23 protein-coding genes are annotated in these 26,773 nt (G+C 68.9%); 10 read left to right on the top strand and 13 right to left on the bottom strand.

Annotated elements, in window-relative coordinates; all coding sequences use genetic code 11:
• Positions 1–22: 22 nt before the first annotated feature.
• Positions 23–907 carry an alpha/beta fold hydrolase gene (locus AB4Y94_RS12000; protein ID WP_441728056.1) on the top strand — a complete coding sequence of 295 codons (885 nt, stop codon included), beginning with the start codon at positions 23–25 and terminating at the stop codon, positions 905–907.
• Positions 900–1,502 carry a TetR/AcrR family transcriptional regulator gene (locus AB4Y94_RS12005; protein WP_441728057.1) on the top strand — a complete coding sequence of 201 codons (603 nt, stop codon included), beginning with the start codon at positions 900–902 and terminating at the stop codon, positions 1,500–1,502. The genes AB4Y94_RS12000 and AB4Y94_RS12005 overlap by 8 nt, the downstream gene beginning before the upstream one ends.
• Before the next feature lie 89 nt (positions 1,503–1,591).
• Here the strand turns inward: AB4Y94_RS12005 and AB4Y94_RS12010 are convergent, their stop codons facing one another.
• On the bottom strand, positions 1,592–3,034 hold the full coding sequence (locus AB4Y94_RS12010; protein WP_441728058.1) for a helix-turn-helix domain-containing protein: 1,443 nt from the start codon (positions 3,032–3,034) through the stop codon (positions 1,592–1,594).
• 119 nt (positions 3,035–3,153) lie between these two features.
• Between AB4Y94_RS12010 and AB4Y94_RS12015 the strand changes: the two genes are divergently transcribed.
• From AB4Y94_RS12015 to AB4Y94_RS12025, 3 genes are all read left to right on the top strand, one after another.
• Positions 3,154–5,007: a phosphoenolpyruvate carboxykinase (GTP) gene (locus tag AB4Y94_RS12015; RefSeq protein WP_441728059.1), complete on the top strand. Its 1,854-nt coding sequence runs from the start codon at positions 3,154–3,156 to the stop codon at positions 5,005–5,007.
• Positions 5,008–5,117: 110 nt separating this feature from the next.
• On the top strand, positions 5,118–8,225 hold the full coding sequence (locus AB4Y94_RS12020; protein WP_441728060.1) for an alpha-mannosidase: 3,108 nt from the start codon (positions 5,118–5,120) through the stop codon (positions 8,223–8,225).
• A 69-nt stretch (positions 8,226–8,294) separates the two neighbouring features.
• Entirely contained in the window at positions 8,295–9,791 is a 1,497-nt protein-coding gene (locus AB4Y94_RS12025) for an MFS transporter (RefSeq protein WP_441728061.1), read from the top strand.
• 194 nt (positions 9,792–9,985) lie between these two features.
• On the opposite strand, the gene AB4Y94_RS12030 is transcribed toward AB4Y94_RS12025, so the two are convergent.
• Positions 9,986–11,902: an ABC transporter ATP-binding protein gene (locus AB4Y94_RS12030; protein ID WP_441728062.1), complete on the bottom strand. Its 1,917-nt coding sequence runs from the start codon at positions 11,900–11,902 to the stop codon at positions 9,986–9,988.
• Positions 11,903–11,972: 70 nt separating this feature from the next.
• Positions 11,973–12,188, bottom strand: a complete 216-nt coding sequence (locus AB4Y94_RS12035) for a hypothetical protein (RefSeq protein WP_441728063.1) — start codon at positions 12,186–12,188, stop codon at positions 11,973–11,975.
• Between the two features lie 471 nt (positions 12,189–12,659).
• Here AB4Y94_RS12035 and AB4Y94_RS12040 point away from each other — a divergent pair, with 471 nt between their 5' ends.
• The 3 genes from AB4Y94_RS12040 (at position 12,660) to AB4Y94_RS12050 (ending at position 15,379) form a co-directional block, all read left to right on the top strand.
• The gene (locus tag AB4Y94_RS12040) at positions 12,660–13,586 is read left to right on the top strand and encodes an ABC transporter ATP-binding protein (RefSeq protein ID WP_441728064.1); all 927 of its coding nucleotides are present in this window, start codon (positions 12,660–12,662) and stop codon (positions 13,584–13,586) included.
• Positions 13,587–13,596: 10 nt separating this feature from the next.
• Entirely contained in the window at positions 13,597–14,481 is an 885-nt protein-coding gene (locus AB4Y94_RS12045; protein WP_441728065.1) for an ABC transporter permease, read from the top strand.
• Between the two features lie 67 nt (positions 14,482–14,548).
• Positions 14,549–15,379: an ABC transporter permease gene (locus tag AB4Y94_RS12050; RefSeq protein WP_441728066.1), complete on the top strand. Its 831-nt coding sequence runs from the start codon at positions 14,549–14,551 to the stop codon at positions 15,377–15,379.
• Here AB4Y94_RS12050 and AB4Y94_RS12055 read toward each other — a convergent pair.
• Positions 15,376–16,164, bottom strand: a complete 789-nt coding sequence (locus tag AB4Y94_RS12055; RefSeq protein ID WP_441728067.1) for an IclR family transcriptional regulator — start codon at positions 16,162–16,164, stop codon at positions 15,376–15,378. The two genes, AB4Y94_RS12050 and AB4Y94_RS12055, sit on opposite strands and share 4 nt — an antisense overlap.
• A gap of 104 nt (positions 16,165–16,268) precedes the next feature.
• On the opposite strand from AB4Y94_RS12055, the gene AB4Y94_RS12060 reads away from it, so the two are divergent.
• Positions 16,269–17,552 carry an FAD-dependent monooxygenase gene (locus AB4Y94_RS12060; RefSeq protein WP_441728068.1) on the top strand — a complete coding sequence of 428 codons (1,284 nt, stop codon included), beginning with the start codon at positions 16,269–16,271 and terminating at the stop codon, positions 17,550–17,552.
• 87 nt (positions 17,553–17,639) lie between these two features.
• Here AB4Y94_RS12060 and AB4Y94_RS12065 read toward each other — a convergent pair whose 3' ends face one another.
• The 6 genes from AB4Y94_RS12065 to AB4Y94_RS12090 all read right to left on the bottom strand — a co-directional run bounded on the left by AB4Y94_RS12065 (position 17,640) and on the right by AB4Y94_RS12090 (position 23,553).
• Entirely contained in the window at positions 17,640–18,128 is a 489-nt protein-coding gene (locus AB4Y94_RS12065; protein WP_441728069.1) for a MarR family winged helix-turn-helix transcriptional regulator, read from the bottom strand.
• 92 nt (positions 18,129–18,220) lie between these two features.
• Positions 18,221–19,033, bottom strand: coding sequence for a maleylpyruvate isomerase family mycothiol-dependent enzyme (locus tag AB4Y94_RS12070; protein WP_441728070.1), 813 nt, complete (start codon positions 19,031–19,033; stop codon positions 18,221–18,223).
• Positions 19,033–19,869: a fumarylacetoacetate hydrolase family protein gene (locus AB4Y94_RS12075; RefSeq protein ID WP_441728071.1), complete on the bottom strand. Its 837-nt coding sequence runs from the start codon at positions 19,867–19,869 to the stop codon at positions 19,033–19,035. Before AB4Y94_RS12075 ends, AB4Y94_RS12070 begins: the two co-directional genes overlap by 1 nt.
• Positions 19,866–20,966 carry a cupin domain-containing protein gene (locus AB4Y94_RS12080; protein ID WP_441728072.1) on the bottom strand — a complete coding sequence of 367 codons (1,101 nt, stop codon included), beginning with the start codon at positions 20,964–20,966 and terminating at the stop codon, positions 19,866–19,868. The genes AB4Y94_RS12075 and AB4Y94_RS12080 overlap by 4 nt, the downstream gene beginning before the upstream one ends.
• A 585-nt stretch (positions 20,967–21,551) precedes the next feature.
• On the bottom strand, positions 21,552–22,922 hold the full coding sequence (locus AB4Y94_RS12085) for an MFS transporter (protein WP_441728073.1): 1,371 nt from the start codon (positions 22,920–22,922) through the stop codon (positions 21,552–21,554).
• Between the two features lie 349 nt (positions 22,923–23,271).
• Entirely contained in the window at positions 23,272–23,553 is a 282-nt protein-coding gene (locus tag AB4Y94_RS12090; RefSeq protein WP_441728074.1) for a hypothetical protein, read from the bottom strand.
• A 220-nt stretch (positions 23,554–23,773) separates the two neighbouring features.
• Here AB4Y94_RS12090 and AB4Y94_RS12095 point away from each other — a divergent pair, with 220 nt between their 5' ends.
• Complete coding sequence (locus AB4Y94_RS12095; protein ID WP_441728075.1) at positions 23,774–24,220, top strand: DUF2269 family protein; 447 nt, start codon at positions 23,774–23,776, stop codon at positions 24,218–24,220.
• Between the two features lie 71 nt (positions 24,221–24,291).
• Here the strand turns inward: AB4Y94_RS12095 and ribH are convergent, their stop codons facing one another.
• From ribH to AB4Y94_RS12110, 3 genes are read right to left on the bottom strand one after another with little or no spacing between them, the layout of a single operon-like run.
• Complete coding sequence (ribH, locus tag AB4Y94_RS12100; protein ID WP_441728076.1) at positions 24,292–24,762, bottom strand: 6,7-dimethyl-8-ribityllumazine synthase; 471 nt, start codon at positions 24,760–24,762, stop codon at positions 24,292–24,294.
• A complete protein-coding gene (gene ribB / locus AB4Y94_RS12105) occupies positions 24,759–26,021 on the bottom strand; it encodes a 3,4-dihydroxy-2-butanone-4-phosphate synthase (RefSeq protein ID WP_441728077.1) in 1,263 nt (420 codons plus the stop codon). Before ribB ends, ribH begins: the two co-directional genes overlap by 4 nt.
• Positions 26,018–26,743: a riboflavin synthase gene (locus tag AB4Y94_RS12110; protein WP_441728078.1), complete on the bottom strand. Its 726-nt coding sequence runs from the start codon at positions 26,741–26,743 to the stop codon at positions 26,018–26,020. Before AB4Y94_RS12110 ends, ribB begins: the two co-directional genes overlap by 4 nt.
• Between the last annotated feature and the right edge of the window lie 30 nt (positions 26,744–26,773).

The raw sequence follows: 26,773 nt of genomic DNA on the forward strand, positions 1-26,773 counted from the left end.
TAATGGCATTAGCCTTTTGGCTATGGACACGTCAACCCCTCCGTCAGCGCAGTATTTGCGCGTGCACTACCTGGCCCGTCCGGAAGGACGCATCGCCTACTCGGTCGAGGGCTCCGGCCCGCTCGTGGTCGCCGTTCCCGGCATGGGTGACCTCCGCTCCAGCTTCCGGGAACTGGTGCCGCCGCTGCTGGCGGCCGGCCACCGCGTCGCCGTGATGGACCTCCGCGGCCACGGCCAGAGCGACACCACGTTCCGCACCCACGGCGACGTCCCGACAGCCCTGGACATCCTCGCCCTGATCGACGAACTCGGCGTCCCCGCGGTGGTGCTCGGCAACTCGATGGGTGCCGCCGCTGCGGCCTGGGCGGCCGCCGAGCGCCCGGCCGCAATTGCCGGCCTGGTGCTCTACGGCCCGATGCTGCGCGAACCGTCGGCGTCCCGTTTCGTCCACATGATGAACCGCACGCTCTACCGCGCGGCGATCGCCAAGCCGTGGGGAGCGGCCTTCTGGGCCGGCTACTACCGTTCGCTCAACCGCGGCGTTCGGGCCCCGTGGCTGCCAGAGCACGTGGCCGCCATCCGCAGCAGCCTGGGCGAACCCGGCCGGCTGCGCTCATTCCGCGACCTCGCGCTCAGCCTCGACCACTCGGTTGTTGAGGCCAGGCTCGGCGAGATCACGGCCCCGATCCGCGCCTTCATCGGCACCGGCGACCCGGACTACAAGGATCCCGCCGCCGAGAACGAGTGGCTCGCCGGGCTCAACGGGCCGGCTGGCGTGACCACCGAACTGGTCCCGGACGCCGGGCACTACCCGCACGCGCAGCGGCCCGACATCACCGTTCCCGCCACGCTCGAGTTCCTCGGTTCGCTGCGCGGGCCAGCGGATGCCTGGGCGTCGCGTGCCTAGGGCACGTCTCAGCCGGCGGGCCGTCACCGACGCCGCCCTGGACCTGGTCGACGGGGGCGGCACCGGTGGCTTCGACGGACTCAGCCTCGCCGCGGTCGCCGCCCGCACCGGGGTGGCGGTGCCGAGCCTCTACAAGCACGTCGGGTCGCTGGCCGACCTGCGACGGAGCGTCGCCGTGGCATCCGTCGCCGAGCTCACCACCGTGATCGAAGCAGCATCGATCGGCCGTGCCGGGCCGGACGCGCTGCGGGCCAGCATGGCGGCGGTGCGCGAATTCGCCGGCCGGCACCCCGGCCGGTACGCGGCGACCCAGGTCGCGGGGCGCCCGGGCGACCCCGACGACACCGAACTCACGGAGGCCGGCGCCGCCACGGTCACGGCGCTGGCCCGGGTGCTGCGCGGTTTCGGGCTCGCGCCGGAGCGCACGGTCGACGCGGTGCGACTGCTCCGGTCGGCGCTGCACGGGTTCGTGGTGCTCGAGCTCGGGGGCGGATTCGGCCTGCCCGACGACCTGGACCGGAGTTTCGCGCTGGTCGTCGACACAGTGATTGCGGGAATCGAGCGTCTCGCCGCTGCACCCGAAGCGCACGCCTGACCGCCACGGCGGTCCACGCGAATCGCTGGACGGCAGCTCCGCCGAGTGGGCCACTCGACGCGGCGCCGGCCGGCCGGAAGAGCGCGAACCTACTCGGCGGCGTGCGACTCGAGGAATTCGTAGACTTCGGTGTCGTCGACGCCCGGGAAGGTACCGGAGGGCAGCGGTGAGAGCACGTGCGCGTGCAGTCGGGCGCTCGGCCAGGCCTGGCCGGCCCAGCGGGACGCGACCTCGCCGGACGGGCGACGGCAGCAGGACTCGTCCGGGCAGCGTGACACCGCGCGCTGGGTGGTCTCCCGCCCGCGGAACCACTTCGCTTGCGCAAACGGCACCCCGACGCTGATGGAGAACTCACCGGCATCCGTGGCTCCGGTCTGGGTGGCGCACCAGAACGTGCCGGCGGGAGTGTCGGTGTACTGGTAGAACTCGGTGGTGCGGTTGGTGTGGGTGAACGCGCTGCGGGCGCTCCACTGCTTGCACACGTATTGCCCCTCTATCGACCCGGTCACGTCCACCGGCAGCGGCAGGTCGTCGTTCTCGTAGCCCTTCTGCAGGGCGCCGTCGCCGTTGACCCGGAGGAAGTGCAGCGGGATGTCGAGGTGCGTGGTGGCCAGGTTGGTGAAGCGCAGTGCCGCCGCCTCGTGGGTTACCCCGAACGCGTCACGGAAATCCTCCACGGCCAGCTCGCGCTCGGACTTGGCCTCGGCCAGGAACGACAGGGCGGCTTCCCTCGGCATCAGGCACGCGGCCGCGAAATAGTTGATCTCGAGCCGTTGCCAGAGGAACTCGGCGTAGCTGTCGGGCCGCTGGTGCCCGAGCAGCCGGTGCGCCATGGCCTGCAACGCCATCGACCGCAGGCCGTGGCCGCCCGGGATGGACGCCGGGGGCAGGTAGATGCGCCCGTTGGCCAGGTCGGTGATCGACCGGGTCGAATGCGGCAGGTCATTTACGTAGATGAGGCTGAAGCCGAGCTGCTCCGCCATCACACTGACCTCGCGGTGCGTGAGTGCCCCCGACACGTGCCCGGAGGCCCGCACCCGCTCCTCGACCAGTTCCTCGATGTCCGGCATGTAGTTGTTACGCGCGCGCATCATCTCGCGCATCTCGGTGTTAGCCCGGCGGGCTTCCTCCGGCGTCGCAATCGCCTCGCTCGCCCGGCGCGCCAGCTCCCGGTGCAACCCGACCAGGGATTCGAGCGCCGCCAGAGGCATACCCTTTGTCACCTTCACCGCCGGCAGGCCGAGCGCGCCGTAGAGCGGATTCTTCTGCGCCCGGGCCAGCTCGATCTCCAGCGCAGCCCGGGTGTTCGGCGCCTCGGTGCTCAGCAAGTCGGTGAGCTCGACACCGAGCGAGGCGGCGATCTCGGTGAGGACGCTGAGCTTGGGTTCCCGGCGCCCGTTCTCGATCAGCGAGAGCTGGCTGCCGGCGAGGCCGACACGCTCGCCGAGCTGGTCGAGCGTCAGGCCGTGTTCGCCGCGGAAGTGACGGATGCGATGACCGAGCGTCACGAGGTCAGTGGGGTGGGAAGCCATTCCTTAAGAATAGCGAAAGATATTCCGTTCTTAACGGCGATAAGGGCTGGGCAAGGGCGAAATCTTGAATCATTGTTGATTTAGGCACAAAATTGCCCACCCGAAGGAAAGGCCAGGCGATGACCCTCGAAGCTCACCACACGCAGACCGGAGCAACCCCCGAGTCGACCTCCCACACCGGGACGACCGACCCCAACCTGCAGTCGTGGGTCGACGAGATCGCCCGCCTCACCCGCCCCGATGAGATCGTCTGGTGCGACGGCTCCATGCGCGAGGCCGACACGTTGGCCAAGCAGCTGGTCGCCGAGGGAAAGCTGACCCGGCTGAACCCGGAATGGCGCCCCAACAGCTTCCTTGCCCGTTCGGACCCGAAAGACGTCGCGCGTGTCGAGGACCGCACCTTCATCGCATCCGTCGACCCTGACGACGCCGGCCCCACCAACAACTGGGCCGACCCGGCCGAGATGCGTGAGACGCTCACCGGCGTCTTCGCCGGCAGCATGCGGGGCCGAACCATGTACGTGGTGCCGTTCTCGATGGGGCCGCTCGGCGGCCCGATCTCCCAGCTCGGCGTGGAGATCACCGACTCCGCCTACGTGGTGCTCAACATGGGGATCATGACCCGGATGGGTGCGCAGGTGGTGCGCATGATCGAAGACGGTGAGAGCTGGGTACGCACGGTGCACAGCGTCGGCTACCCGCTGGTGTCGCCGACGGGTACCCGTCGCTCCGACGTCGAATGGCCGTGCGCGGACGAGAAGTACATCGTGCAGTTCCCGGAGACCCGCGAGGTGTACTCGTTCGGCTCCGGCTACGGCGGCAACGCGCTGCTGGCGAAGAAGGCGTTCGCGCTGCGGATCGCCTCGGTGATGGCCCGCGACGAGGGCTGGCTCGCCGAGCACATGCTGCTGATCAAGGTCACCTCGCCGGAGGGCGGCGTCTACCACGTTGCCGCCGCGTTCCCCTCGGCCTGCGGCAAGACCAACCTCTCGATGCTGCGCCCGACGATTCCGGGCTGGACCGTCGAGACCATCGGTGACGACATCGCCTGGATGCGCCAGGGTGAGGACGGCCGCCTCTGGGCGATCAACCCCGAGGCCGGCTTCTTCGGCGTGGCCCCCGGCACCGGAGAGACCACCAACCCCACCGCCGTGAACACGATGTGGGGCAACACCATCTTCACCAACGTGGCACTGCGCGACGACGGCGACGTCTGGTGGGAGGGCCTGACCGACACCCCTCCCGCGCACCTGATCGACTGGGAAGGCAACGACTGGACGCCCGACTCCGGGCGCCCGGCGGCGCACCCCAACTCCCGGTTCACTGTCGCTGCCGCGCAGTGCCCGTCCATCGCCGACGACTGGAACGCCGTCAACGGCGTGCCGATCGACGCGATCCTGTTCGGCGGCCGCCGCGCCACCAACGTGCCGCTGGTCGCCCAGGCGCGCAGCTGGAAGCACGGCGTGTTCATGGGAGCCACCATCTCCTCGGAGAAGACCGCGGCAGCCGAGGGAACCGTCGGCGAACTCCGCCGCGACCCGTTCGCGATGCTGCCGTTCTGCGGGTACAACATGGCCGACTACTGGGCGCACTGGCTCCGGGTGGGCAAGGAGCTCGGAGTGAACGCCCCGGCGATCTTCCAGGTCAACTGGTTCCGCAAGGACGACGACGGCAGCTTCCTGTGGCCGGGCTTCAGTGAGAACTCCCGGGTGATCGAGTGGATCATCCGCCGGGTCGAGAAGAAGGCCGCGGCGCTCGAAACCCCGGTCGGACTGCTTCCGGCTGCGGACGGCCTCAACCTCGACGGTCTCGACCTGTCGGCGGATGCTGTGGAGCACCTGTTCCGGGTCGACCGCGACTCCTGGCTTGACGAGTGCGACCTGACCGAGGAGTTCTTCGGCAAGTTCGGCGCCAAGGTGCCTGCCGCGTTGCACGCTGAGCTCGCGAGCCTGCGCTACCAGCTGAAGCAGTAGCATCCGCCCTGCTTCACCCTGAGGTGCCAACAAGTCCTAATCCCGGTCGTCGCCCACTAGGGCTTGTTGGCACCTCACGCGCGTTGAGGGCCCCTGAGTAGGCTGCAGTCATGCACGACGACGCACAGCTTGTCCAGGGGCGGATCGACCGGTTCGTGCGGGAACGCCTCCAGCCGGCGATGTACCGCGCGGTGTCGCCGCTCGTGGTGGAGGCGTGGGAAGCGCCAGGGGAACCGGTGCCGTTCAGCGACGCGGTGCGGCAACCGTTCACGCCGTTCCCCGTCGGCACCGACTGGGGCCGGGCGTGGGGAACCACCTGGTTCCACCTCACCGGCATCGTTCCGGGGGACTTCGACGCGGATGCCGCGATCGAGGTCGTCGTGGACCTGGGCTTCACGGCTGCCGTGCCCGGTTTCCAGGCCGAGGGCACCGCGTACACGCCGGACGGCGTGATCGTGAAGGCGATCGAGTCCCTGAGCCGATGGATCCCGACCACCGCGCGCCCCGGTGACACGCTCGACCTCTACGTCGAAGCCGCATCGAACCCCGACCTGTCCCAGGCCTGGACCTTCGCGCCAACACCCGACGGCGAATGGGGGACCGCGACGCCCGGTCCGCGGTACACCTTCAGGCAAGCGGATGTCGCGGTGCGCGACGTTCCCGCCTGGGAACTCGCGCAGGACATCTGGACCCTCGACGGGCTCATGCGGGAGCTTCCGGCCAGCGGCGCCCGGCGTGCGGAAATCCTTCGCGCCCTCGAACGGTGCCTGGACGTGGTCGACCCGGAGGACGTGTGCGGGACGGCATCCGCTGGCCGCCGGGTGCTCGCCGCAGTGCTGGCCAGCCCGGCGAACGCCAGCGCGCACCGGATGCACGCGGTCGGCCACGCCCACATCGACAGCGCCTGGCTCTGGCCGGTGCGGGAGACGGTGCGGAAAGTAGCCCGCACCTTCTCGAACGTGCTCGCCCTGATCGAGGAGAACCCGGACTTCGCCTTCGCCGCGTCGAGCGCGCAGCAGTACGCCTGGCTCAAGGAGTACTACCCGGAGTTGTTCGACCGGGTCCGCGCCGCTGTCGTCGCCGGCAATTTCGTGCCCGTGGGCGGGATGTGGGTGGAGTCGGACACCAACATGCCCGGCGGCGAGGCGCTGGTGCGCCAGTTCGTGGCCGGCAAGGGATTCTTCATGGAGGAGTTCGGGGTCGAGCCGCTCGAGGTGTGGCTGCCCGATTCGTTCGGCTACTCGGGGGCGCTTCCGCAGATCGCGGTCGCGGCGGGGTCGCGGTGGTTCCTCACCCAGAAGGTCTCCTGGAACGACACCAACGTCTTCCCGCACCACACCTTCCGCTGGGAGGGCATCGACGGCAGCCGCATATTCACGCACTTCCCGCCGGTCGCCGACTACAACTCCCAGCTCTCCGGGGCGGAACTGGCCAGGGCCGAGCGGCTGTTCACCGAGAAGGGGGTGGCGAACACCTCACTGATCCCGTTCGGCTGGGGCGACGGCGGCGGCGGGCCGACCCGGGAGATGATCGCTGCCGCCCGGCGTACGGCGTCGCTCGAGGGCTCATCGGCCGTCTCCCTGTCCACGCCGAGGCGCTTCTTCGAGGCGGCGGAGGCCGAATACGCAGCGCCGCCGGTGTGGTCGGGTGAGCTGTACCTCGAGTTCCACCGCGGCACCTACACCTCGCAAGCCCGAACCAAGCAGGGCAATCGTCGCAGTGAGCACCTCTTGCGCGAGGCCGAGTTATGGGCGGCGACGGCATCCGTTCGCGGACTCGCCGAGTACCCGTATGACGCAGTGGAGGCGGCTTGGCACACCGTGTTGCTGCAGCAGTTCCACGACATCCTGCCCGGCTCGTCGATCGGCTGGGTGCATCGCGAGGCCGAGCGCAACTACGCCGAGGTCGCCGGGGTGCTCGGGTCGCTGATCGAGGAGTCGGTGCGGGCGCTGACGGGGGCGGGCGATGGGTCGGTCACCGTCAATGCAGGGCCATACGCCCACGGCGGTGTCCCGGCGCTCGGCGGGATGCCGGAGGGCGCGGCGGATGCCCGGGTGGGTGCGGCGGTGTGCGCAACGGCCGAGCACACGCCGGCCGGGACCGTCGTGCGGAACGCGTTCGTGGCGGTGACGATCGACGCCGACGGGCTGTTCAGCTCCGTGCGCGACCTGGTGGCGGACCGTGAGCTGATCCCCGCCGGCTCCCGTGGGAATCTGCTGCAGCTGCACCGGGACACGCCCACGCAGTGGGACGCCTGGGACCTCGACGCGGACTACAAGCACACAGTGCGGGACCTGACCGACGCCGACAGCGTCGAGATCATCTCGAGCGGCATAGCGGAACCGGGCGCCAATGGCGACGCGACCACCGCCGTTGTGCGGGTGACGCGCAGCTTCGGATCGTCCAGCCTGGTGGAGCAGATCTCCCTCGCGCCCGGCAGCGCCGCCATCGACCTCGCCCTCTCGATCGACTGGCACGAACGGCAGAAGATGCTGAAACTGGCATTCCCGCTCGATGTGCACGCCGAGCGGGCGGCGTCCGAGATCCAGTTCGGCCACGTCTTCCGGCCCACCCACACCAACACGTCGTGGGATGCCGCCCGGTACGAGACCGTTGCGCACCGCTGGGTTCACGTCGGCGAACCCGGCTACGGCGTCGCCGTCGCCAACGATTCCACCTACGGCCACGACATCACCCGAACCACGGATGCCGCGGGTCGTCCCGCGACGACGGTGCGGCTCTCCCTGCTGCGTGCGCCGCTGTACCCTGACCCGGAGGCCGACCAGGGTCTGCACGCGCTCGGCGTCTCCCTGCTGGTCGGGGCGGGGATCCCCGACGCCGTGGCCGAGGGCTACCGGCTGAACCTGCCGCTCCGCACCGTGGGGGGTGTTGCCGGCGACGCGATCGCGCCGCTGTTCGAGGTGGACACCCCCGCCGTCGTCATCGAGGCGGTCAAACTGGCCGAAGACCGCAGCGGTGACGTGATCGTGCGTCTCTATGAAGCGCACGGATCCCGGGTGCGAGCGCGCGTCATCCGCTGTTTTGACGCAGCGGATGGCGTTGAGACCGACCTGCTGGAACGCCCGGTGGCCGAGCCCCGCGCCGTCGTCGGTGCCGTCGTCGGTGCCGACGGCCAGGCGACGATTCTCGAGCTGCGCCCGTTCCAGTTGGTCACCCTCCGCTTCACCCGCGGGCGGGTGCCGGCCAGCTCGACCTAGTAAGGTTCTGGGGCCTGCTTTTCTGCACGGCCATTCCCCCTCTCTGTTCGATAAGGAACACCCGTCTCGATGAGCACCGCCGCGCCTGAACGCCCGACCACCATCCCGGAACCAACCGTCACCAACCATGCCGGGCACCCGCGTCGCTGGTTGCTGCTCGCGGTCCTCGCCCTGTCGCAATTGATGGTGGTGCTCGACAGCACGATCGTCAACATCGCCCTGCCGGACGCGCAGACGGCGCTCGGCATGTCGGACGGCGACCGCACCTGGGTGGTCACCGTGTACGCGTTGGCGTTCGGTTCGCTGCTGCTCCTCGGTGGACGCATCGCCGACTACTGGGGGCGCAAGCGCTCCTTCCTGGTCGGCATGGTCGGGTTCGCGATCGCATCCGGGATCGGCGGCGTGGCCGAGTCCACCACGCAGCTCCTGATCGCCCGCGGCCTGCAGGGCGCGTTCGCCGCGCTGCTGGCGCCGGCGGCCCTGGCCATCCTCACCCTCACCTTCCCCAGCGGCACGGACCGGATCAAGGCCTTCGCCGTGTTCGGCGCCATCGGCGGCGGCGGTGCCGCGGTGGGCCTGGTGCTGGGCGGCGTGCTCACCGAGTACGTCAACTGGAACTGGTGCCTGCTGGTCAACATCCCGATCGCCCTGGTCGCGATCCTGGCGGGAATCCCGCTGATCCGGGAAAGCCGCGCGCACGGGAACACGCGGTACGACCTGCCGGGCGCGATCCTCGTCGTCGCCGGGCTGGCATCCGTGGTCTTCGGCTTCTCCCAGGCCGAGTCGGGATGGGGCCGGTGGGAGACCATCGTGCCGCTCGCCGTGGGCGTTGTGCTGATGACGGTGTTCGTGCTCGTGGAGAAGCGGGCAACGAACCCGCTGCTGCCGTTGCGGGTAATCACCAACCGCATCCGGGCCGGTGCGTTCCTGGTCTCCGCGCTCAACGGAACCGCGCTGATCGGGGCGCTGCTTTTCCTCACCTTCTACTTCCAGATCGTGCTCGGCTACACGCCGCTGCAGGCCGGAGTCGCGTCGCTCCCGATGACCGCCACGATCATGGTCTGCGCGCCGTTCTTCTCCAGCATCCTGCCGAAGATGGGCGTACGCCTGCCGATGACCGTCGGGCCCATCGTGGCCTCCTCTGGGTTGTTCTGGCTCTCGTTCATCACGGTGCAGGGCAATTTTGTGTTTGAGGTGCTCCCCGGTGTGATCCTGCTCGGCATCGGCCTCGCCGCGGTCTTCGTGCCACTGCAGAACGTGGCGCTGGCCCGCATCGACGAGCACGACGCCGGGGTCGCCAGCGCAGCCGTCACCGCGACCCAGCAGATCGGCGGGTCTGTGGGTGCCGCACTGTTCACCGCCCTGTACGCGTCTGCGGTGTCCGGGTACCTCGGTTCGCACGCGGTGTCATCGACGGCGCAACTCGAGGCTTTCGTCAGCGGATACTCGGTGGTCTTCGTCTGGGCGGCCGGATTGATGCTGCTCGCGGCGCCGGTCTCGTTCTTCCTGATCCGACCGAACAAGGCGGACCTGCTGGCCGTACCGGCCGCCGCGCACCTGGGGTAGCCTCCGCTCGTCGTACCCGCGCGGTCCTGCGTCGTCCCGCGGCCCGTTTCTGCGCTGCGTTTTCGCGCTGCGTTTCCGCGGTGAGGCGCGTATAAACCACCTTCGTTTCGACGACGAAGGTGGTTTATACGTACTTCAGCAGAAAGGCCGAGAGTGTCCGGGCATAGAGAGCCCGGGCCGAGGGAGTCCCAGACCTAGACGAGCAGCTGGTGCTTGGCCAACTCCCGGTACAGCGGTGTGCTGGCTACGAGCTCGGAGTGCGTTCCGGTACCGACCACCTGACCGTGGTCGAGCACTACGATCTGGTCGGAGTCGACGACGGTCGACAGCCGGTGCGCGATCACGATCAGCGTGCGATCCGCCGCGACCGCGTCGATCGCGGCGCGCATCTTCTGCTCGTTCACGCCGTCGAGGCTCGACGTGGACTCGTCCAGCAACAGGATCGGCGGCGCGGCGAGCAGTGCGCGGGCGATCGCCAGACGCTGGCGTTCCCCTCCGGAGAGCATCACACCGTCCTCGCCCACCGGTGCACCGAGGCCTGCCGGGTCGCGCTCGAGCACCTCGGTGAGATTCACCGCGTGGAGCACTGCGATGCACTCGTCGTCGGTCGCGTCAGGGGATGACAGTGTGAGGTTGTCACGAATGGACCCGGCCAGCACCGGGGCATCCTGCTCGACGTAACCGATCTGCGATCGCAGGGCGGTGCGATCGAGTGAGCGGATGTCCAGGCCGCCCAGCCGAACCGTGCCCGTGTTGGGATCGTAGAACCGCTCGATCAGGGCGAGGATCGTGCTCTTGCCCGCACCGGATGGGCCCACCAGTGCGGTGCGCAGACCGCGGGGAGCGCTGAAGGACACGCCGCGCAGCACAGGCCCGCGTTCCGTCTCCGGTGGTGCGCCGACGGGTGTCGCGCCGTCCCCGGCCACGGGATCGGCGAGAGGCGCCGCCGCATACGCGAAGTGAACGTCCTCGAACGCGATAGCTGCGGCATCCGGATTCACCGACGCATTGGCGGCTCCCACCGTGATCGCCAGCGGGGCGATGTCGCGGTCGAACTGGTCCTCTGACGGCAGGTTGATGATCTCTTCGATCCGGCCGAGTGCGCCGAGCGCCGAGTTCACCGAGGTGACAGCCCCGAACGCCTGGCCGAGCGGCATGATCATCATGAACAGGAACAGGATGAACGCGACCAGGTTCGCCACCGTAATGGCGCCACTGGCTACCCGGAATCCGCCGACGCCGAGCACGACCAGGAATGACACCTGCATGGCGATGCCCGCGATCGGCACCACGAGGGCGGAGATCTTGGCGACCTTGATTCCCATCCGCCAGGCACCGGTTGCATCCTCCTCGATTGCGGCGATCTCACGAGCCGTGGCGTTGGAGGCGCGCACGGTGCGCACCGCACTGATGGCGCGTTCCACGCTCGAGGCCAGGTCGCCGACCTTGGCCTGCGCGGCGTGACTCGCGGTGCGGATCCGCTGCGACAACAGTGTGACAGTGACCACCGACACGGCGATCACGAGCACCGTGAGCCCCAGCAGCACGGGGTCGATGACCAGCATCGCGATCAGGGCCCCGACGAACGTGAGGGAACCGCCGATCGCCTCGACCAGTCCCTGGGTCAGAACGGCGCGCAACAAGGTGGTGTCCGAGCCGACACGGGAGACCAGGTCACCGGTGCGGCGGGTATCGAACTCGGAGATCGGCAGGCGGAGCATCCGCCCGATCAACCGCTTGCGGCTGGAGAGCACCACGCCCTCGCCCGTGCGCTGCAGCAGGTAGTGCTGGTAGCCGCTGATCAACCCGGACACCACGACCAGGGCGATCAGCCCCCAGACGATGCCCCCGAGCGGATGCCCCTTGCCGACGATGTCGATGACCTGGCTGACCAGGAGTGGCTGGGCCAGGCTGGCTGCCGCGCCGAGGACGCTGAGCACTGTGACGAACGCGAGCACCTTCTTGTGCTCGAACAGGTAGGGGAGCAGCTGGCTGAACTTGGCGCGTGGTCCCGCTTCATCCCGCTTCCGCCGCGCCGCGCGGGCGCTCGCCCGTGATGGCGCGACTGGTGGGGTGCTGGATGGCCGGGTGGTGCTGGTGCTGGTGCTCACCAACCGAGTTTAACCGTCATCGCTCCGGGGTTCGCTGGGAGCGGGCGCCGACTCGGTCTGGGGCCTGCTCCTAGTGGCGACCGTACTTCTTGTGCACCGCCTGCCGGGTGACTCCGAGCGCGATCGCGATCAGCTGCCAGGAGGCGTTCGCGTTGCGGGCCCGGCGCACGGCGAGCGCTTCGACGCGGTCCAGTTCGACGCGCATCCGTTTGACCGCCGTCAGCGCGGTGATCGGGTCGTCCGAACCGGCCTCGCCGGTCAATGTGGAGAGAGTATCGCTGCCCATGGTGTCAACGCTAGTTGACGCATCCGCTCACGTCAACCGTGGTTGACGGATGTCGCGGCTGGCCCCTTCCGCCCGGCGCGCGAAAACGCTCCCGGCACCCGAAATCCCCCGCGCCCGACGGGGTGTCGGGCGCCCGACGCAATATCGCGCGCCCGACGGAGTGTCGCGCGCCCGACGGAGTGTCGCGCGCCCGACGCAATATCGCGCGCCCGGTGCAATTTCCCGCGCCCGTGCTCATCCCCGCCGCCAGTCCTCCCGCGAGTGCGGTCAAAGTGCCGCTTACCACCGGGCCGGGGCGGCACTTTGCCCGCACTCGCGGCGCGAGAGAGGGGAGGGGCGGCAAGGAGGGAAGGGGCGGCAAGGAGGGGGAGGGGCGGCAACGAGGACAGGGGTGGCAACGAGGACAGGGGCGGCAACGAGGTGAGGGGCTGCGCTGCCGGATGTCAGTGGCCCGGTCTACGCTGGGGAACTGTGCCAGAACCTGTCATCGTCGCCCAGAATCTCGTCAAGAAGTACAAGGACTTCGCCGCCGTCGACGGAATCTCCTTCGAGGTTGCGCCGGGAGAGTCGTTCGGCCTGCTCGGCCCGAACGGCGCGGGGAAGTCCACCACGATGCGCATGGTCGGCGCGGTCTCCACCCGAACCAGCGGCAACCTGAGCGTCATCGGGCTCGACCCCGACCACTACGGGCCGGAAATCCGGTCCCGCCTGGGCGTCGTGCCCCAGGCCGACAACCTGGACGCCGAACTCCGGGTTCGGGAGAACCTCCTGGTCTACGGCCGCTACTTCGGCCTCCCGCGCAAGCAGGTCGCCGAACGCGCCGACGAGCTCCTCGCCTTCGCCCAGCTCGAGGGCAAAGCCAAGGCGAAGGTCGACGACCTCTCCGGCGGCATGAAACGCCGCCTCACCATCGCCCGCGCCCTGATCAACGACCCGCGGATCCTGCTCCTCGACGAACCGACCACGGGACTCGACCCGCAGGCCAGGCACATCCTCTGGGACCGCCTGTTCCGGCTCAAGGAGCAGGGCACGACCCTCCTGCTCACCACGCACTACATGGACGAGGCCGAGCAACTCTGCGACCGGCTGGTCGTCGTTGACAAGGGCAGGATCATGGCCGAGGGGTCGCCGGCCGACCTGATCCGCCGCTACTCCACCCGCGAGGTACTCGAAGTGCGCTTCGGCTCCGAACGCAACGCCGAGGTCGCTACCCGGCTCAACGGCATCGGCGAACGCCTCGAGGTGCTGCCCGACCGCATCCTGGTCTACACCGACAACGGCGAGGCGGAACTGGTGCGCATCACGCAGGCGGGCCTCGAACCGATCACCAGCCTGGTGCGCCGATCCAGCCTCGAAGACGTCTTCCTTCGGCTGACCGGGCGGAGCCTGATCGAATGAGCGCTCCAGCATGACCGAGCCCAACACAGCAGCGGATGCCGCCACTCCCGCCGACAAGGCGGCCGGGTCCGGTGCGCCCGGCACCCGGGCGATCCGGGAGACAGCCAAGGCTCGGCGGAGGGGCTCGTGGTACGTCGCCGAACACCGGTTCCGGGTGATGCGCTCCTACGGGCAGACCGTCGTGATGACCGCGATCGGAAACCCGATCATCTACCTCTACGCCATGGGCGTCGGCCTGGCCACCCTGGTCGACGGCAACCTCGGTGCCGGGGCGGTCAACGGCGTGAGCTATCTCGCTTTCGTCGCCCCGGCCCTCCTCTGCAGTGCCGCGATCACCGTGGCCTCCGAGGAATTCACCTACCCGATCCTGCTCGGCTTCAAGTGGAACCCCATCTTCTACGGCATGAACGCCGCGCCGATCCAGCCCGGACAGATCATGAACGGCATCGTCATCTCGGTTGCGGTGCGCATGTTCGTCACCTGCGGCATCTTCTACGTGTTCATGCTGCTGTTCGGCGCGATCCCGTCCCCGGTCGGCTTCCTCGTCGTGTTCTCGTCGCTCCTCACCGGGCTCGGGTTCGGCGCCGTGTTGATGGGGTACACCTCGACCCTCACCGAGGACACCGGCCAGATCGCCATGGTCGTGCGGTTCGTGATCCTCCCGATGACCCTGTTCTCCGGCACCTTCTTCCCGCTGGCCGTGCTGCCGGTGTACCTGCAGTGGATTGGCTGGATCTCCCCGCTCTGGCACGGCACCCAGCTCTCGCGGGTGTTCGCCTATGGAGCCGTCGAGCCGATCTGGCTGACGGTCACCCACGTGCTGTACCTCGCCGCGTTGCTCGCGGTCGGCTGGTTGTGGGCCCGGCGGGTCACCGTGCGGAGGTTGAACAAGTGAGCGGGCTGACACAAGTGAGCGGGCTGACACAAGTGAGCGGGCTGACACAAGTGGGCGGGCTGGACACATGACCGGCATCGACACCGACCTGACGGCATCCGTCGCCCCGCAGCGACCGCTGCGCTCCCTCTACGCGGGGAACGCGCGCAGCGTGATGGTGCGCGGCTGGCGGGCCACGAAGAGCACCAACTGGCTGGTGGTGCTGAGCGGCTTCTTCGAGCCGATCTTCTACCTCCTCTCGATGGGACTGGGCCTCGGCGCGCTGGTCGGCACGATCACCACCCAGGGCGGGGAGGAGGTGCCGTACGCGGCGTTCATCGCGCCGGCGCTGCTGGCCGTTGCCGCCATGAACGGCGCCATCTACGACTCCACCTGGAACGTGTTCTTCAAGATGCACTTCGCGAAGCTCTACGAGGGGATGCTGTCCACGTCGCTCGGCCCGCTTGACGTTGCGCTCGGCGAGATCTCGCTGGCGCTGCTGCGCGGGGCGCTGTACGCCACAGGGTTCATGGTCGTGATGCAGGTCCTCGGGCTGAACCTGTCGTGGTGGGCGCTGCTGGCGCTGCCCGCGGTCCTGCTGATCGCATTCGGTTTCGCCAGCCTGGGGATGGCGATCACCAGCTACATGAAGACGTTCCAGCAGATGGACTGGATCAACTTCTTCATGCTGCCGATGTTCCTGTTCTCGGCCACCTTCTATCCGCTCTCGGTGTACCCGCAGGGAATCCAGTACGTGATCCAGGCCCTGCCGCTCTGGCACGGGGTCGAGCTGGTGCGCGGACTCACCACCGGCGCCGTCGGCGTCGGCCTGCTCTGGCACGTGCTCTACTACCTGGTGATGATCCTGGTCGGGCTGGTGTTCACGACGAAGCGGCTCCGGGCGCTGTTCCTGGACTAGGCCGATCCGGCACCCAGCAGGTCGGCCAGGTCGGCGCTGAACCGCCGTGCCGCAGCAAGCAGCGTGATGTCCAGTCGCTGGTTGAACCGCTCCACCGGCACCGCGATCGAGAACGCCACCCGCGACACCCCGGCGGGGGAGGGCAACGCCATGCCCACCGCGCCCACCCCGGGCTCGGTCTCTTCCCGGTTGACGGCGTAACCCTGGCGCCTGACCCCGTTCAGTTCCCGCTGGAACGCGGCGAAGGCCCGCTCCGGCATCAGGTCGCCGCTCAACTCCGCCGCCTCAGACCGGTACAGGCGGGTGAGTGCGGCGTCGCTGAGGTTCGCCAGCATGGCCTTGCCGCCCGAGGCCAGGCGCGCCGGCAGTACCTGCCCCCGGCGGTCGCTCACGTGTGAAGCGCCGTTGGCCTCGAAGGTGGCGATGAACCGCACCGTGGTCCCGAACCGCACCATCAGGTTCGCGGTCTCGCCGGTCTCGGCGACCAGCGCTTCGAACCGGTCCCGGGTCAGGTCGCGGATCTCGCGCGCCCACCCGGACCGCACCGGCGGAACGCTCATCCCGGGACCGGGAAGGTACATCCGGCCCTCGTCCTGCACCGCGAACCCGCGGTACACGAGCATCGCCAGCAGCCGGTGCGCGGTCGACGGCGATGTCTCCAGCATCCGGGCGGCGTCCCCGACCCGCAGTTCACCCTCGTCGCGGAGGATCTGCAACAACTGCAGCGCCCCGTCGACGGACTCCACCGCGTATCGCGGCCGCTTCCCGAGGGGTACATTCTGCACAACAGAATCATATTGCACCGCCCCGCCGTCGTCGGCAGAGTGGACACACCCTCGGCGCGAACGCCGACGCTGCCCGCCGCACCAAGATCACAGAGAGGTGATCGATGAACCAGATCACTCCCGCCCCGCTGTCCGCAGACCGCACCGTCCTCGTCGTCGGAGGCGGCATCGGCGGCCTGGCCGCAGCCACCGCCATCCGTCGCACCGGCGTCGCCGTCACGCTGGTCGAACGAGCGGATGCCTTCGGCGAAGTGGGTGCGGGCCTTCAGCTCGGTCCGAACGCGACCCGGATCCTCCGCCGGTGGGGCCTGCTCGACGAGGTGATCGCCGTGGGAGTCACCCCGCAGAACCTCGTCGTGCTCGATGCGGTCACCGGTGAAGAACTCACCCGGCAGGAACTGACCGGCGAATTCGCGGAGCGCTACGGCGCCCCGTACGTGGTGGCGCACCGCACCGACCTGCACGCCATCATCCTCAAGGCCGCCCGGGATTCCGGGGTGGACCTCGTCACCGGCACCACGATCATCGACGTGCGGAGTGACGGATTCGGCGCCCGCGCGACCGCAGAGGACGGCACGATCTACGAGGCGGACATCGTCATCGCGGCCGACGGCCTCAACTCGAGGCTGCGGACCACGCTTTCCGACGACCAGCCGGTTCCCTCCGGGTACGTCGCCTACCGCGGCGCCATCCCGATCGACCAGGTCCCGAATGCCGACAAACTGGAGGACGTGATCGTCTGGGTCGGTCCGGGCTGCCACCTGGTGCGGTATCTGCTGCGGAATGGCTCGATGCTCAACCAGGTCGCCGTCTTCCACTCGCCCGGCTACGAGCGCGGCGAAGTGCCCTGGGGTGGAGTGAGCGAACTCGATGACGCCTACGCCGCGTGCGTGCCGGAGATCCGTGAGGGCGTCCAGCACCTGGACCGCACCCGCAACTGGCCGATGTACGACCGTGAGCCGATCGACACCTGGGTCGACGGTCGCATGGTGCTGCTCGGCGACGCCGCCCATCCGATGCTGCAGTACCTGGCCCAGGGGGCGTGCCAGGCCATCGAAGACGCCGAGGCGATCGCCGACGCGCTCGTGGCCGCCGCGTTCACCGAGGCGGCGGACGGCTGGCAGCACGCGTTCGCCAGCTACCAGGCCGTGCGCACCGCTCGCACCGCCCGCATCCAGAAGAACGCCCGCCTCTGGGGCAAGTCCTGGCATGTCGAGGGTTTCGCCCGCGTGCTGCGCAACGAGCTGTTCCGCAACCGCGCGAACGATGACTTCGACTACATAGACTGGATCTACCAGGACAAGGCGGCGGGCGAGGCTACGGGCACCGGGGCATCCGTTCGCAGCGCCTCCGTGGACGGCGCAGACCAGGTCGCCACACTCGCCTGACGCGGCACTCGCCTGACGCCGCTCACCCCTGACCGGGACCGGCGGCCGCAGCATGGGACCGGCGAACGCGCCGCGAGTGGCCCCACGCTACTCGCGCAGCGACTCAGATTCCCCGGCCGCCGGCGCGGTGTGGTGCGTGATCAGCACGCCGAGCAGCCGCCGCAGCTCGAGCCGCTCCGGCTCGGACAGTGGCGCGGTGAGGCGCTGGTCGACCAGCGCGGCGTGCCTCCGCAGTTCCACGAGTGCATCTGCGCCGGCCGGTGTGAGCTCGAGCAGGCGCCGGCGGGCATCAGCGTCGCCGACGCTCCGGGTGATCAGCCCCTGCCGCTCCAGCCGCGAGACGATTCCCGCGATGGTCGACCGGTCCAGGGCCAGGTGGGCGCCGAGGGTCTTCTGGTCGAGCAGCGGATGCCGTTCCACCAGCACCAGCACGCCGAACTGGATTCCGGTAATCCCGTTGAACGACCCGTCGGCCCAGACGTCGAGGTGCAGCTGCTGCGCGCGCCGGATCAGGAACCCGCTGTACGGCTGGAGTTCGTCCGGCAGGTCGCCGTGCACCTCGGGGTCGATACCCATCGTCCGCTCCGTATCGTCCACAACCCTGTTCGTTGAAACCGTAGTCGGTGCAACGCCGTCGGTCACAACCCTGTCCGGTGCAACGCCGTCGGTCACAACCACCGGGGGGCGTGGGCTGCCGGTTGCCCGGTGGCGTCGACCGCTCCGCTGTCCGTCCGGCCGGTCGCCCAAGCGAGCAGGTCGGTCCAGGAGCCGTAGACGTCCATTGGGGCGACATCCGTTCTGGCGGCATCCGCTGCCCCGGCATCCGCTGCCGCGGCATCCGTCTCCTGGCCGGAACCGGTGACCAGGATCACGTCGTCCTGGCCCGGGTGCAGCACCAGGGCCGGGATCTGGTCGGCTCCGGTCGTCGCCCGGGTGGACCAGGTGGCGGCGATCTCCGGCAGCAGCCGGCGCACGAACTCGTCGGGCAGGTGGCTGAAGCGTCCCCCGTTGTCCAGGTCGATCGCGTGCAGCCACACCTCGCGGGCGCGCATCCAGGCGGTCTCGCTCACCGGGACGGTGCGGCCCTGTGCGGTGCGCACGGGCACCGTCCACTTGTCGGCGGGGAGGTCGCGCCACTCCACCGTGAGGTGCACGGCGGCGTGCTCCGACAGGTTGCGAAGCGCCGCCGCCGGCAGCGTGGCACCCAGCTCGATTTCGTGGTTCCGCTGGCTCGTGGTGGCGTACATCGGCGACTCCACGCCGGTGTTCGCCCATTCGAGCAGCCGGGTGAGTGCGCGGGCGTTGTAGCCGACGTGGGCGACGACGTGCGCGCGGCTCCAGCCGGGCAGGAGCGACGCTTGGTAGAGCTCTGCGTCGGTGAGCTCGGCGAGCTTACGGCTGAAATAGGCCTGACCCCGCCGGGCGAGCAGCAACGTGCGCTGCACCTCCGGGTCGGTGACCTGGTCGTGCCGCGCGTTCATTACTCACCCTGGCGGCCGGCGACGTTGCGCTGGGCGCCGACGCCGTCGATCCGGGTCTCCAGCACGTCGCCGGCGGCGAGGTAGCGGGCGGGCTTCCGGGCGTGGCCTACGCCGCCGGGCGTGCCGGTGGCGATCACGTCGCCCGGGTTCAGGGTGATGATCTCCGAGATGTAGGCCACCAGCGTTGCCGGGTCGAACACCAGGTCTTCGAGCGGAACATCCTGCACGACCTCGCCGTTGACGAGCGTCCGCAGGCGGGCATCCGCTGGAACCTCGTCGGGGCTGACCAGGAACGGCCCGAGCGGGGTGGTGCCCTCGAACGTCTTGCCCTGCAGCCACTGCGGGGTGCGGTACTGGTAGTCGCGCATCGTCACGTCGTTGAGCACGGCGAAGCCTGCGATGTGCGAGGCCGCCGTGTCGACGCCCACCTTGCGGGCGGTGGTGCCGATGATGAGCGCGAGCTCACCCTCCCAGTCCACCTGGTCGGAGACTGTCGACAGGTCGATGTCGTCGAACGGGCCGATGAGCGCCTCGGGGAACTTGGCGAACAGCGTCGGGAATTCGGGCAGCTCGCGGCCCATCTCGAGAATGTGGTTGCGGTAGTTGAGGCCGACGCAGACGATCTTGCCCGGCCGGGGGATCACGGCGGCCCACTGGTCGTCCATGATGTCGGCGAGCGGATGCGACGGGCCGGCCGCGCCGTCGACCGCCGTCGACCAGTCTGCCGCGGCGAGCAGCTCGCCCACGTTCGCGTAGCCCGGGATCTCCACGGCGGAGTCCTCGTCGATGCGCACGGCACGCGTGCCGTCGGACAGTTTCAGGGTGGCAAGCTTCATCGGGAGACCTCCGGTACATAGGTGCGGTTCAGGTGGAGACGCTCCATGAGTGGGGCGTCGGAGAAACGGAACAGGTCGAATTGGGTGTCGGCATGCAGCGACCACGGCACCCAGGAGGGCACCACGAACAGGTCGCCGGTCTCCAGCCGCTGCTCGGTGTCACCGAGCACGACCGTGCCGCTGCCCTCGAACACCTGCCAGACGGATGAGCCGACCTCGTGCCGCGGGTCAGTGGACGCTCCCGCCCGAAGGCGGTGGAATTCTGCCCGCAGGGTGGGCATCACGTCGCCGCCGGTGGTGGGGTTGCTGAAGCGGATGCCGGCGTGGCCGGGCGCGAGGGTGGCCGGGTAGCCCTCATCCTCGAGCGCGAGCTGCTCGCGGAGGGCGGCGTCGGTGTGCTCCCAGCGGTAGGCGGCCAGGGGACTGGCGACCTGGGCGTCGGGCACCGACAGCGGGCGAAGACCCGGATGGCTCCAGAGCCGCTCGGACCGCGAGATCGACGGGGACGCCTCATCGGTGACGCGCTCGGAGCCGAACTCGAAGAAGCCGGAGTCGATGTAGTGGGCAAGCGGGATGTCGAGGCCGTCGATCCAGGCCATCGGGTTCGCGGTGTCGTTGTGGTGGCCGTGGAAATTCCAGGCGCTGGTGAGCAGGAAGTCCCCGCGCCGCATGGCGACCGGGTCGCCGTTGACGACAGTCCAGACGCCTTCGCCCTCGATCACGAACCGGAAGGCGTTCTGGCTGTGCCGGTGCTCGGGAGCGGTCTCGTGGCCGCCGAGGTATTGGATCGCGCACCACAGGGTGGACGTCGCGTACGCGGCGCCGCCGAGCCCGGGGTTGGCCAGGCCGATCGCCCGGCGCTCGCCGCCGCGTCCCACCGGCACCAGGTCGCCGCTGCGCCGAGCCAGGTCGTAGAGGGTCTTCCAGCGCCAGACATGGGGGACCGCCTTCGGCGCGGGGACCATCGGCATCAGGTCGCCCAGCTGCGTCCACAGCGGGGCGAGGTTCTCCGCCTCGAAGCCCGCGTAGAGCCGGTCGAGCTCGAGCTGCGTGGCAGCGTCGACCGGGGCGTTCATCAGGTCGGGACCCTCAGGCATCCGCATTCCTCCTCGAATCGAATTAGTCAGTACGCCAACTATATGGCTCGGGGCGGGGTTCCGCACGCGTATTACGCGCGAATGCCGAGCATCCGTCCCCGCGCCGCGGAGGCGTGCTTCCCCGCGCCGTACCCGCGCCGTGCTTCCCCGTCGCGCTGAGGATCCTTGCGTGCGCCCGCCGTGCTTGCCCCCGTCGCGCTGCGGATTCCTGCACACGCTGAGGTTTTCGCCCCCTCGGCGCTGTCGAATGGTTTCCCTCACGCTGACTTTTCTTGCACGCGCTGACGATTTGACCTCGCGCGGATGGCAGGCCCACAGCGCGTGGTCAATTCCTCAGCGCGAAGCACGCCGGTGCACGAAGCGTGATGCGATTGCACCCGATTGCATGCGATCGCACCCGATTGCACGCGTATCCGCGGGGGCGCAGCCGGATCGCAGGCCGAGCAGCGGCAAACGGGCGGATGCCCCGGCCAACGACGGACGCCCGGACAACGAGCGGATGCCCTCGCCAGCGACGGATGCCCCGGCCAACGTGGCCGGGGCATCCGCTCGATTCGAAATGCGTGGTGCTGAATCAGTACCGACTCAGCGGTCGATGTCGACGTCCTTGGTCTCCTTGCCGAGCAGCAGCGCGATGAGCGTGATCACGGCCATGACGGCGAGGTACACGCCTACCAGGAACGGGCTTCCGTCAGCGAGGCCCCACAGCCAGACCGCGATGAACGGGGCCACCGCGGCGCCGAGGATCGAGCTGACGTTGTAGGAGACGCCGGAGCCGGTGTACCGCACGTTGGTCGGGAACAGCTCGGGCAGCAAGGCGCCCATCGGGCCGAACGTCATGCCCATCAGCGAGAATCCGATGATCAGCCACGCCATCACGCCGATGAAGCCCGCGCCGAGCAGCGGCACCCAGAGCAGGCCGAAGACGATGATGCCGAGGGTGACCCAGATCAGCGTCTTGCGGCGTCCGAACTTGTCCGCCCACGGGCCGGACAGCAGCGTGAAGATGCCGAAGAACACGACGCCGGCGATCAGCATCAACACGAAGGTGTTGTAGCTGTAGCCGAGGCCGGGCAGTTTCGAGACCTCGTTCGCCACCAGGGGCGCGCGGCCGTAGCTGAGCGAGAACGTGGTCATCAGGTAGAACAGCACGTAGGTGGCGAGCATGAAGAATGTGCCGAGGACCAGCTGGCGCCAGTTGGACTTGATCACGGCGCCGAGTGGCAGTTTGACGACCTTGCCGCGCTTGACGGTATTGGTGAACGCGTCGCTCTCCACCAGGCGCATGCGCACCCAGAGGCCGACGATGACCATGACGGCGGAGAACAGGAACGGGATCCGCCAGCCCCAGTCGAGGAACGCGTCGGACGGACGGGTCGGGTCGGTCGACGGGAGGATCAGCGCGATCAGCAGGAACAGGCCGTTGGCGATGATGAAGCCGATCGGCGCCCCCATCTGCGGGAAGGTGCCGTACCAGGCGCGCTTGCCCTTCGGGGCGTTCTCGGTCGCGACCAGGGCCGCACCGCTCCACTCGCCGCCGAGTGCGAAGCCCTGGGCGAGGCGCAGCAGCACCAGCAGCAACGGGGCGAACCAGCCCACGATCGCGTAGGTCGGCAGCACGCCGATCAGGAAGGTGGCGATGCCCATCGTGAGCAGGGCCGCCACCAGCGTGGTCTTGCGCCCGACCTTGTCGCCGAGGTGGCCGAAGAACACGGCCCCGAGCGGACGGGCGACCATCGCGGCCCCGAACACGGCGAACGACGACAGCAGCGCGGTGGTTTCGTTGCCGGTGGGGAAGAACAGGTGCGGGAAGACCAGCACCGCCGCCGTCGCGTACACGTAGAAGTCGTAGAACTCGATGGTCGTGCCGATTAGGCTGGCGAGGATCACGCGGCTGCGCGGATTGGCCGGCGCGGACGTGGCCCCCGGCGCGACGGATGTTGTGGGTGCTGACATAGAAGAGGTGCGGCTTTCGAAAATAGTGCGGACAAAGGCCACGAAAGCGCGGGCGTCGGTCAGGCGTCGGCGGCAGCGAGTGGCACGGACAAAGAGAGCGGCCGCTTGTGGCGGCCGTCAATTACCATACGCCCGCATGGAGTCGCGGAGAAATCGCATCACACCGAGGCCTGCGGGCCTGCGGGCCTGCGGGCCTGCTGCCCGACCCTGCCCCCTCGCCCCCTCGCCCCTCGCCCCTCGCCCCTCGTCCCTCCCTCGCGCTGTGGTTCTGGCCACACGCGGATGGCAGGCCCTCCGCGCGTGGCGAAAACCTCAGCGCGACGGGCTGGCACTGATGTGCGACGGCGGGCTACAGCTCCTCGAGGTGGAAACTCTCCGGCGGCCGCGAATCCCACAGGTCGAAGGGGTCGTCGGCGACGGCAGCGAAAATGGCCGGGCCGGCCGCGTCGAACGCAGCCTTGCTCTCCCAGATCGACAGGCCGACCAGGCGATCGCCGCTTTCCTCGCGCCAAGGACCGATGCGTACCAGGCCCGCTGACCCTTCCGCGGCGGACGCGACCCGTTTCATCGAGCCGATCAGCTCGTCGCGGTACTCGGGACGGGGGTGGTGGATCGCGATGTGGGTGAACATCCGCTCATTAAACCCCGTGCGACACTCTCCAAACCCCGTGCGACACTCTCCGTCCCGTCGCGCTGCGGTTTTGGCCACGCGCGGCGGGCACGCCCGCAGCGCGTGCCGGAAAGGTCAGCGCGTGTACGAAACGTCAGCGCGTGCCGGAAAGGTCAGCGCGTGTACGAAAGCACAGCGCGTGCCGGAAAGCACAGCGCGAACGGCTGGCTAGGCTGGGGGCATGGAAACAGTGTTGAACATCCTGCACGTTGTGACGGCCGTCTTCATCGTCGGCCCGATGGCGATCCTGCCGATGACCGCGATGCGCGCGATCCGGGCCGGCAACGGCTCCCAGGTGGAGGTGCTGGCGAAGTCCACCAACATCTTCAGCCTGCTGTCGCTGGTGGTCGTCGTCTTCGGCTTCGGTGTGATGGGGACCGCGGACCCGAAGCTCAACCTGTCCATCACGACGCCGTGGATCCTCTGGTCGATCATCCTCTACGTGATCGCACTCGGCCTCACCCTGTTCCTGGTCGTTCCGACCATGCGCAAGGCTGCCGAAGCGCTCGCCGGCAGCGGCGGTCTCGCCACCGGCGCCGCCCCGCGTTATCCGGCGATCGCCGCCGGCAGCGGGGTCGCCTCGCTGTTGCTGGTCGCCGTGGTCGTGCTCATGGTGTGGAAGCCGTAGCGCTCCGTCCATACCGTTGATCGAACTGGTCGAGACCGCTGAGCCTCGACCAGCTCGACCAATGCTTCGGTCTAGCCGCGGAGTCCGGCCAGCAGGCGGGCGGTGACCAGTGCAGCGGATGCCGCTTCCTCGCCCTTGTCCTCCTTGGAACCGGGCAGACCGGCACGATCCAGTCCCTGCTGCTCGTCATCGAGGGTCAGCAGGCCGAATCCGACCGGCTTTCCGGTGTCCAGCGCAACCCGGGTGAGGCCATCCGTTGCCGCTGCCGATACGTATTCAAAGTGCGGTGTTCCGCCACGGATGATGACTCCGAGGGCGACGACGGCATCCGCTCCGCTCTCCAGCGCGACCTTGCTCGCCAGCGGGAGTTCGAAACTGCCGGGAACGCGCACCACGGAGAAGGTGGCGCCCGAAGACTCCAGGACGCGGGTGGCGCCGGCGATCAGTCCGTCGGTGATCACCTCGTGCCACTGCCCGGCGACGATCACGATGGTGAGGCCGGTGCCGTCAACCTCGAGTTCGGGCGATCCTGCTCCGCTCATAGTGCGGTTCCTTTCACGATGTCGTGCGATTCGATCTGGTGGCCCATGCGGTCACGCTTGGTGGCGAGGTAGCCTTCGTTGTGGTCGCCGACCCCGACGACCAGCGGAACCCGCTCGGTGATGGTGACCCCGCGCGCCTCGAGCTGGCGCACCTTCTCCGGGTTGTTGGTGAGCAGCCGGATGGAGGCGATGCCCATCTCGTCGAGGATGCCGGTCGCGGCGCCGTAGTCGCGGGCGTCCGCCGGAAGCCCCAGGGCGAGGTTGGCGTCGAGGGTGTCGAGCCCGTCTTCCTGCAGTTTGTAGGCGCGGAGTTTGTTGATCAGGCCGATGCCCCGGCCCTCGTGGCCGCGTAGGTAGATGACGATGCCGCCCTCGGTCTGGATGGTGTCCAGCGCAGCGTCGAGCTGCGGCCCGCACTCGCACTTGAGCGATCCGAACGCTTCACCGGTGAGGCACTCGGAGTGCACCCGCACCAGCGTGCCGTTGGCGGGGGTGCCCGCCACGAAGGCGACGTGGTCGGCGCCGGTCATCCGGTCGCGGTACGCGCGCACCTTGAACGGGCCGTGGGTGGTGGGGACGGTGGTCTCCACCTCGAAGTCCACCCGCGGCGACTCGAGGATGGCGCTGATGGTGGGCAGATCGGTGTCGCAGTGGAATTCCTGCAGGTAGTCGATAAGCTCGGCGATCGTGATCACCGGTATGCCCTCGCGCTCGCCGAGCTCGATCAGGGCGGGCAGCCGCATCATCTCGCCGTCCTCGGCCACGATCTCGGAGATCGCCCCGACCGGCACCAGGCCGGCCAGCTTCATCAGGTCGACGGCGGCTTCGGTGTGGCCGTCCCGCTCGCGCACGCCACCGTCCATCGCCCGCAGGGGCAGGATGTGCCCGGGGCGATTGAGGCTCGACGGCTCGGAGGTCGGGTCGGCGAGCACGCGCAGCGTGTGGGCCCGGTCGGCCGCGCTGATACCGGTGCTGAGCCGGTCGGCGGCGTCGACGGTGACGGTGTAGTTGGTGCCGCGCGGATCTTCGTTGGCGAGCACCATCACCGGCAGGTCGAGCTTGTCGGCGATGTCGTTGCTCATCGGCGCGCAGATGAATCCGGAGGTGTTGCGCACCATCCAGGCGATCCATTCCTGGGTGGCCAGTTCGGCGGAGATGATCACATCGCCTTCGTTTTCGCGGCCCTCGTCGTCCGCGACGATCACCGGCTTGCCGAGGCGGAGGGCCTCAAGGGCGGTGGGGATATCGGCGAGGCTCATGATGCGCTCCTGGTGGTTGTGTCTGCTGCGGCGATGTTCGCTGCGGTGAGGGTGGATTCTGTGGTCGCGTGGGGTGTGGCGACGGATGCCGCGGCCTGGCCGGCGAGGCCGCCCGCGGTGGCGAGAGCCAGCATCCGCTCGACGTGGCGCGCCAGGATGTCGGTCTCGATGTTGACCGTGTCGCCGACGGCACGTCGCCCCAGGGTGGTGGCTGTGAGGGTCTCCGGGATCAGCGAGACCTCGAACCATTGCCGGGGCTCGGTTGCGTCGCTGATGTTGCTCACGGTGAGTGAGACGCCGTCGATCGCGATGGACCCCTTGCTGGTGACGAGCGGCGCGAGGGCGGGGGAGAGGCTGAAGCGCAGCACCTGCCAGCCGTCGCCGGGCGTGATGGCGAGCACGGTGCTAGTCCCGTCGATGTGGCCCTGCACGATGTGGCCGCCGAGGCGGTCGCCGACGAGGGCGGCGCGTTCCAGGTTGACGGATGCGCCGTCGACGGCACCGTCGAGGGTCGACATGGTCAGTGTCTGGGCCATCACATCGGCGGTGAAGGTGTCGGCGGTGCTCGCCACGACGGTGAGGCAGACGCCGCTGACCGAGATGGAGTCGCCGTGGCGGACCCCTTCGAGCACGCGGGGTCCGCGGATGGTGAGGCGGGCCGCATCCGCTGATCTGTCGATGCGTTCAATCGTGCCGATGTCTTCGATGATTCCGGTGAACATGTTGGTTCCTTGTCGGTGCGTGAGTCGGTG

Source organism: Glaciibacter sp. 2TAF33, from assembly GCF_052114945.1.
GTDB lineage: Bacteria > Actinomycetota > Actinomycetes > Actinomycetales > Microbacteriaceae > Cryobacterium.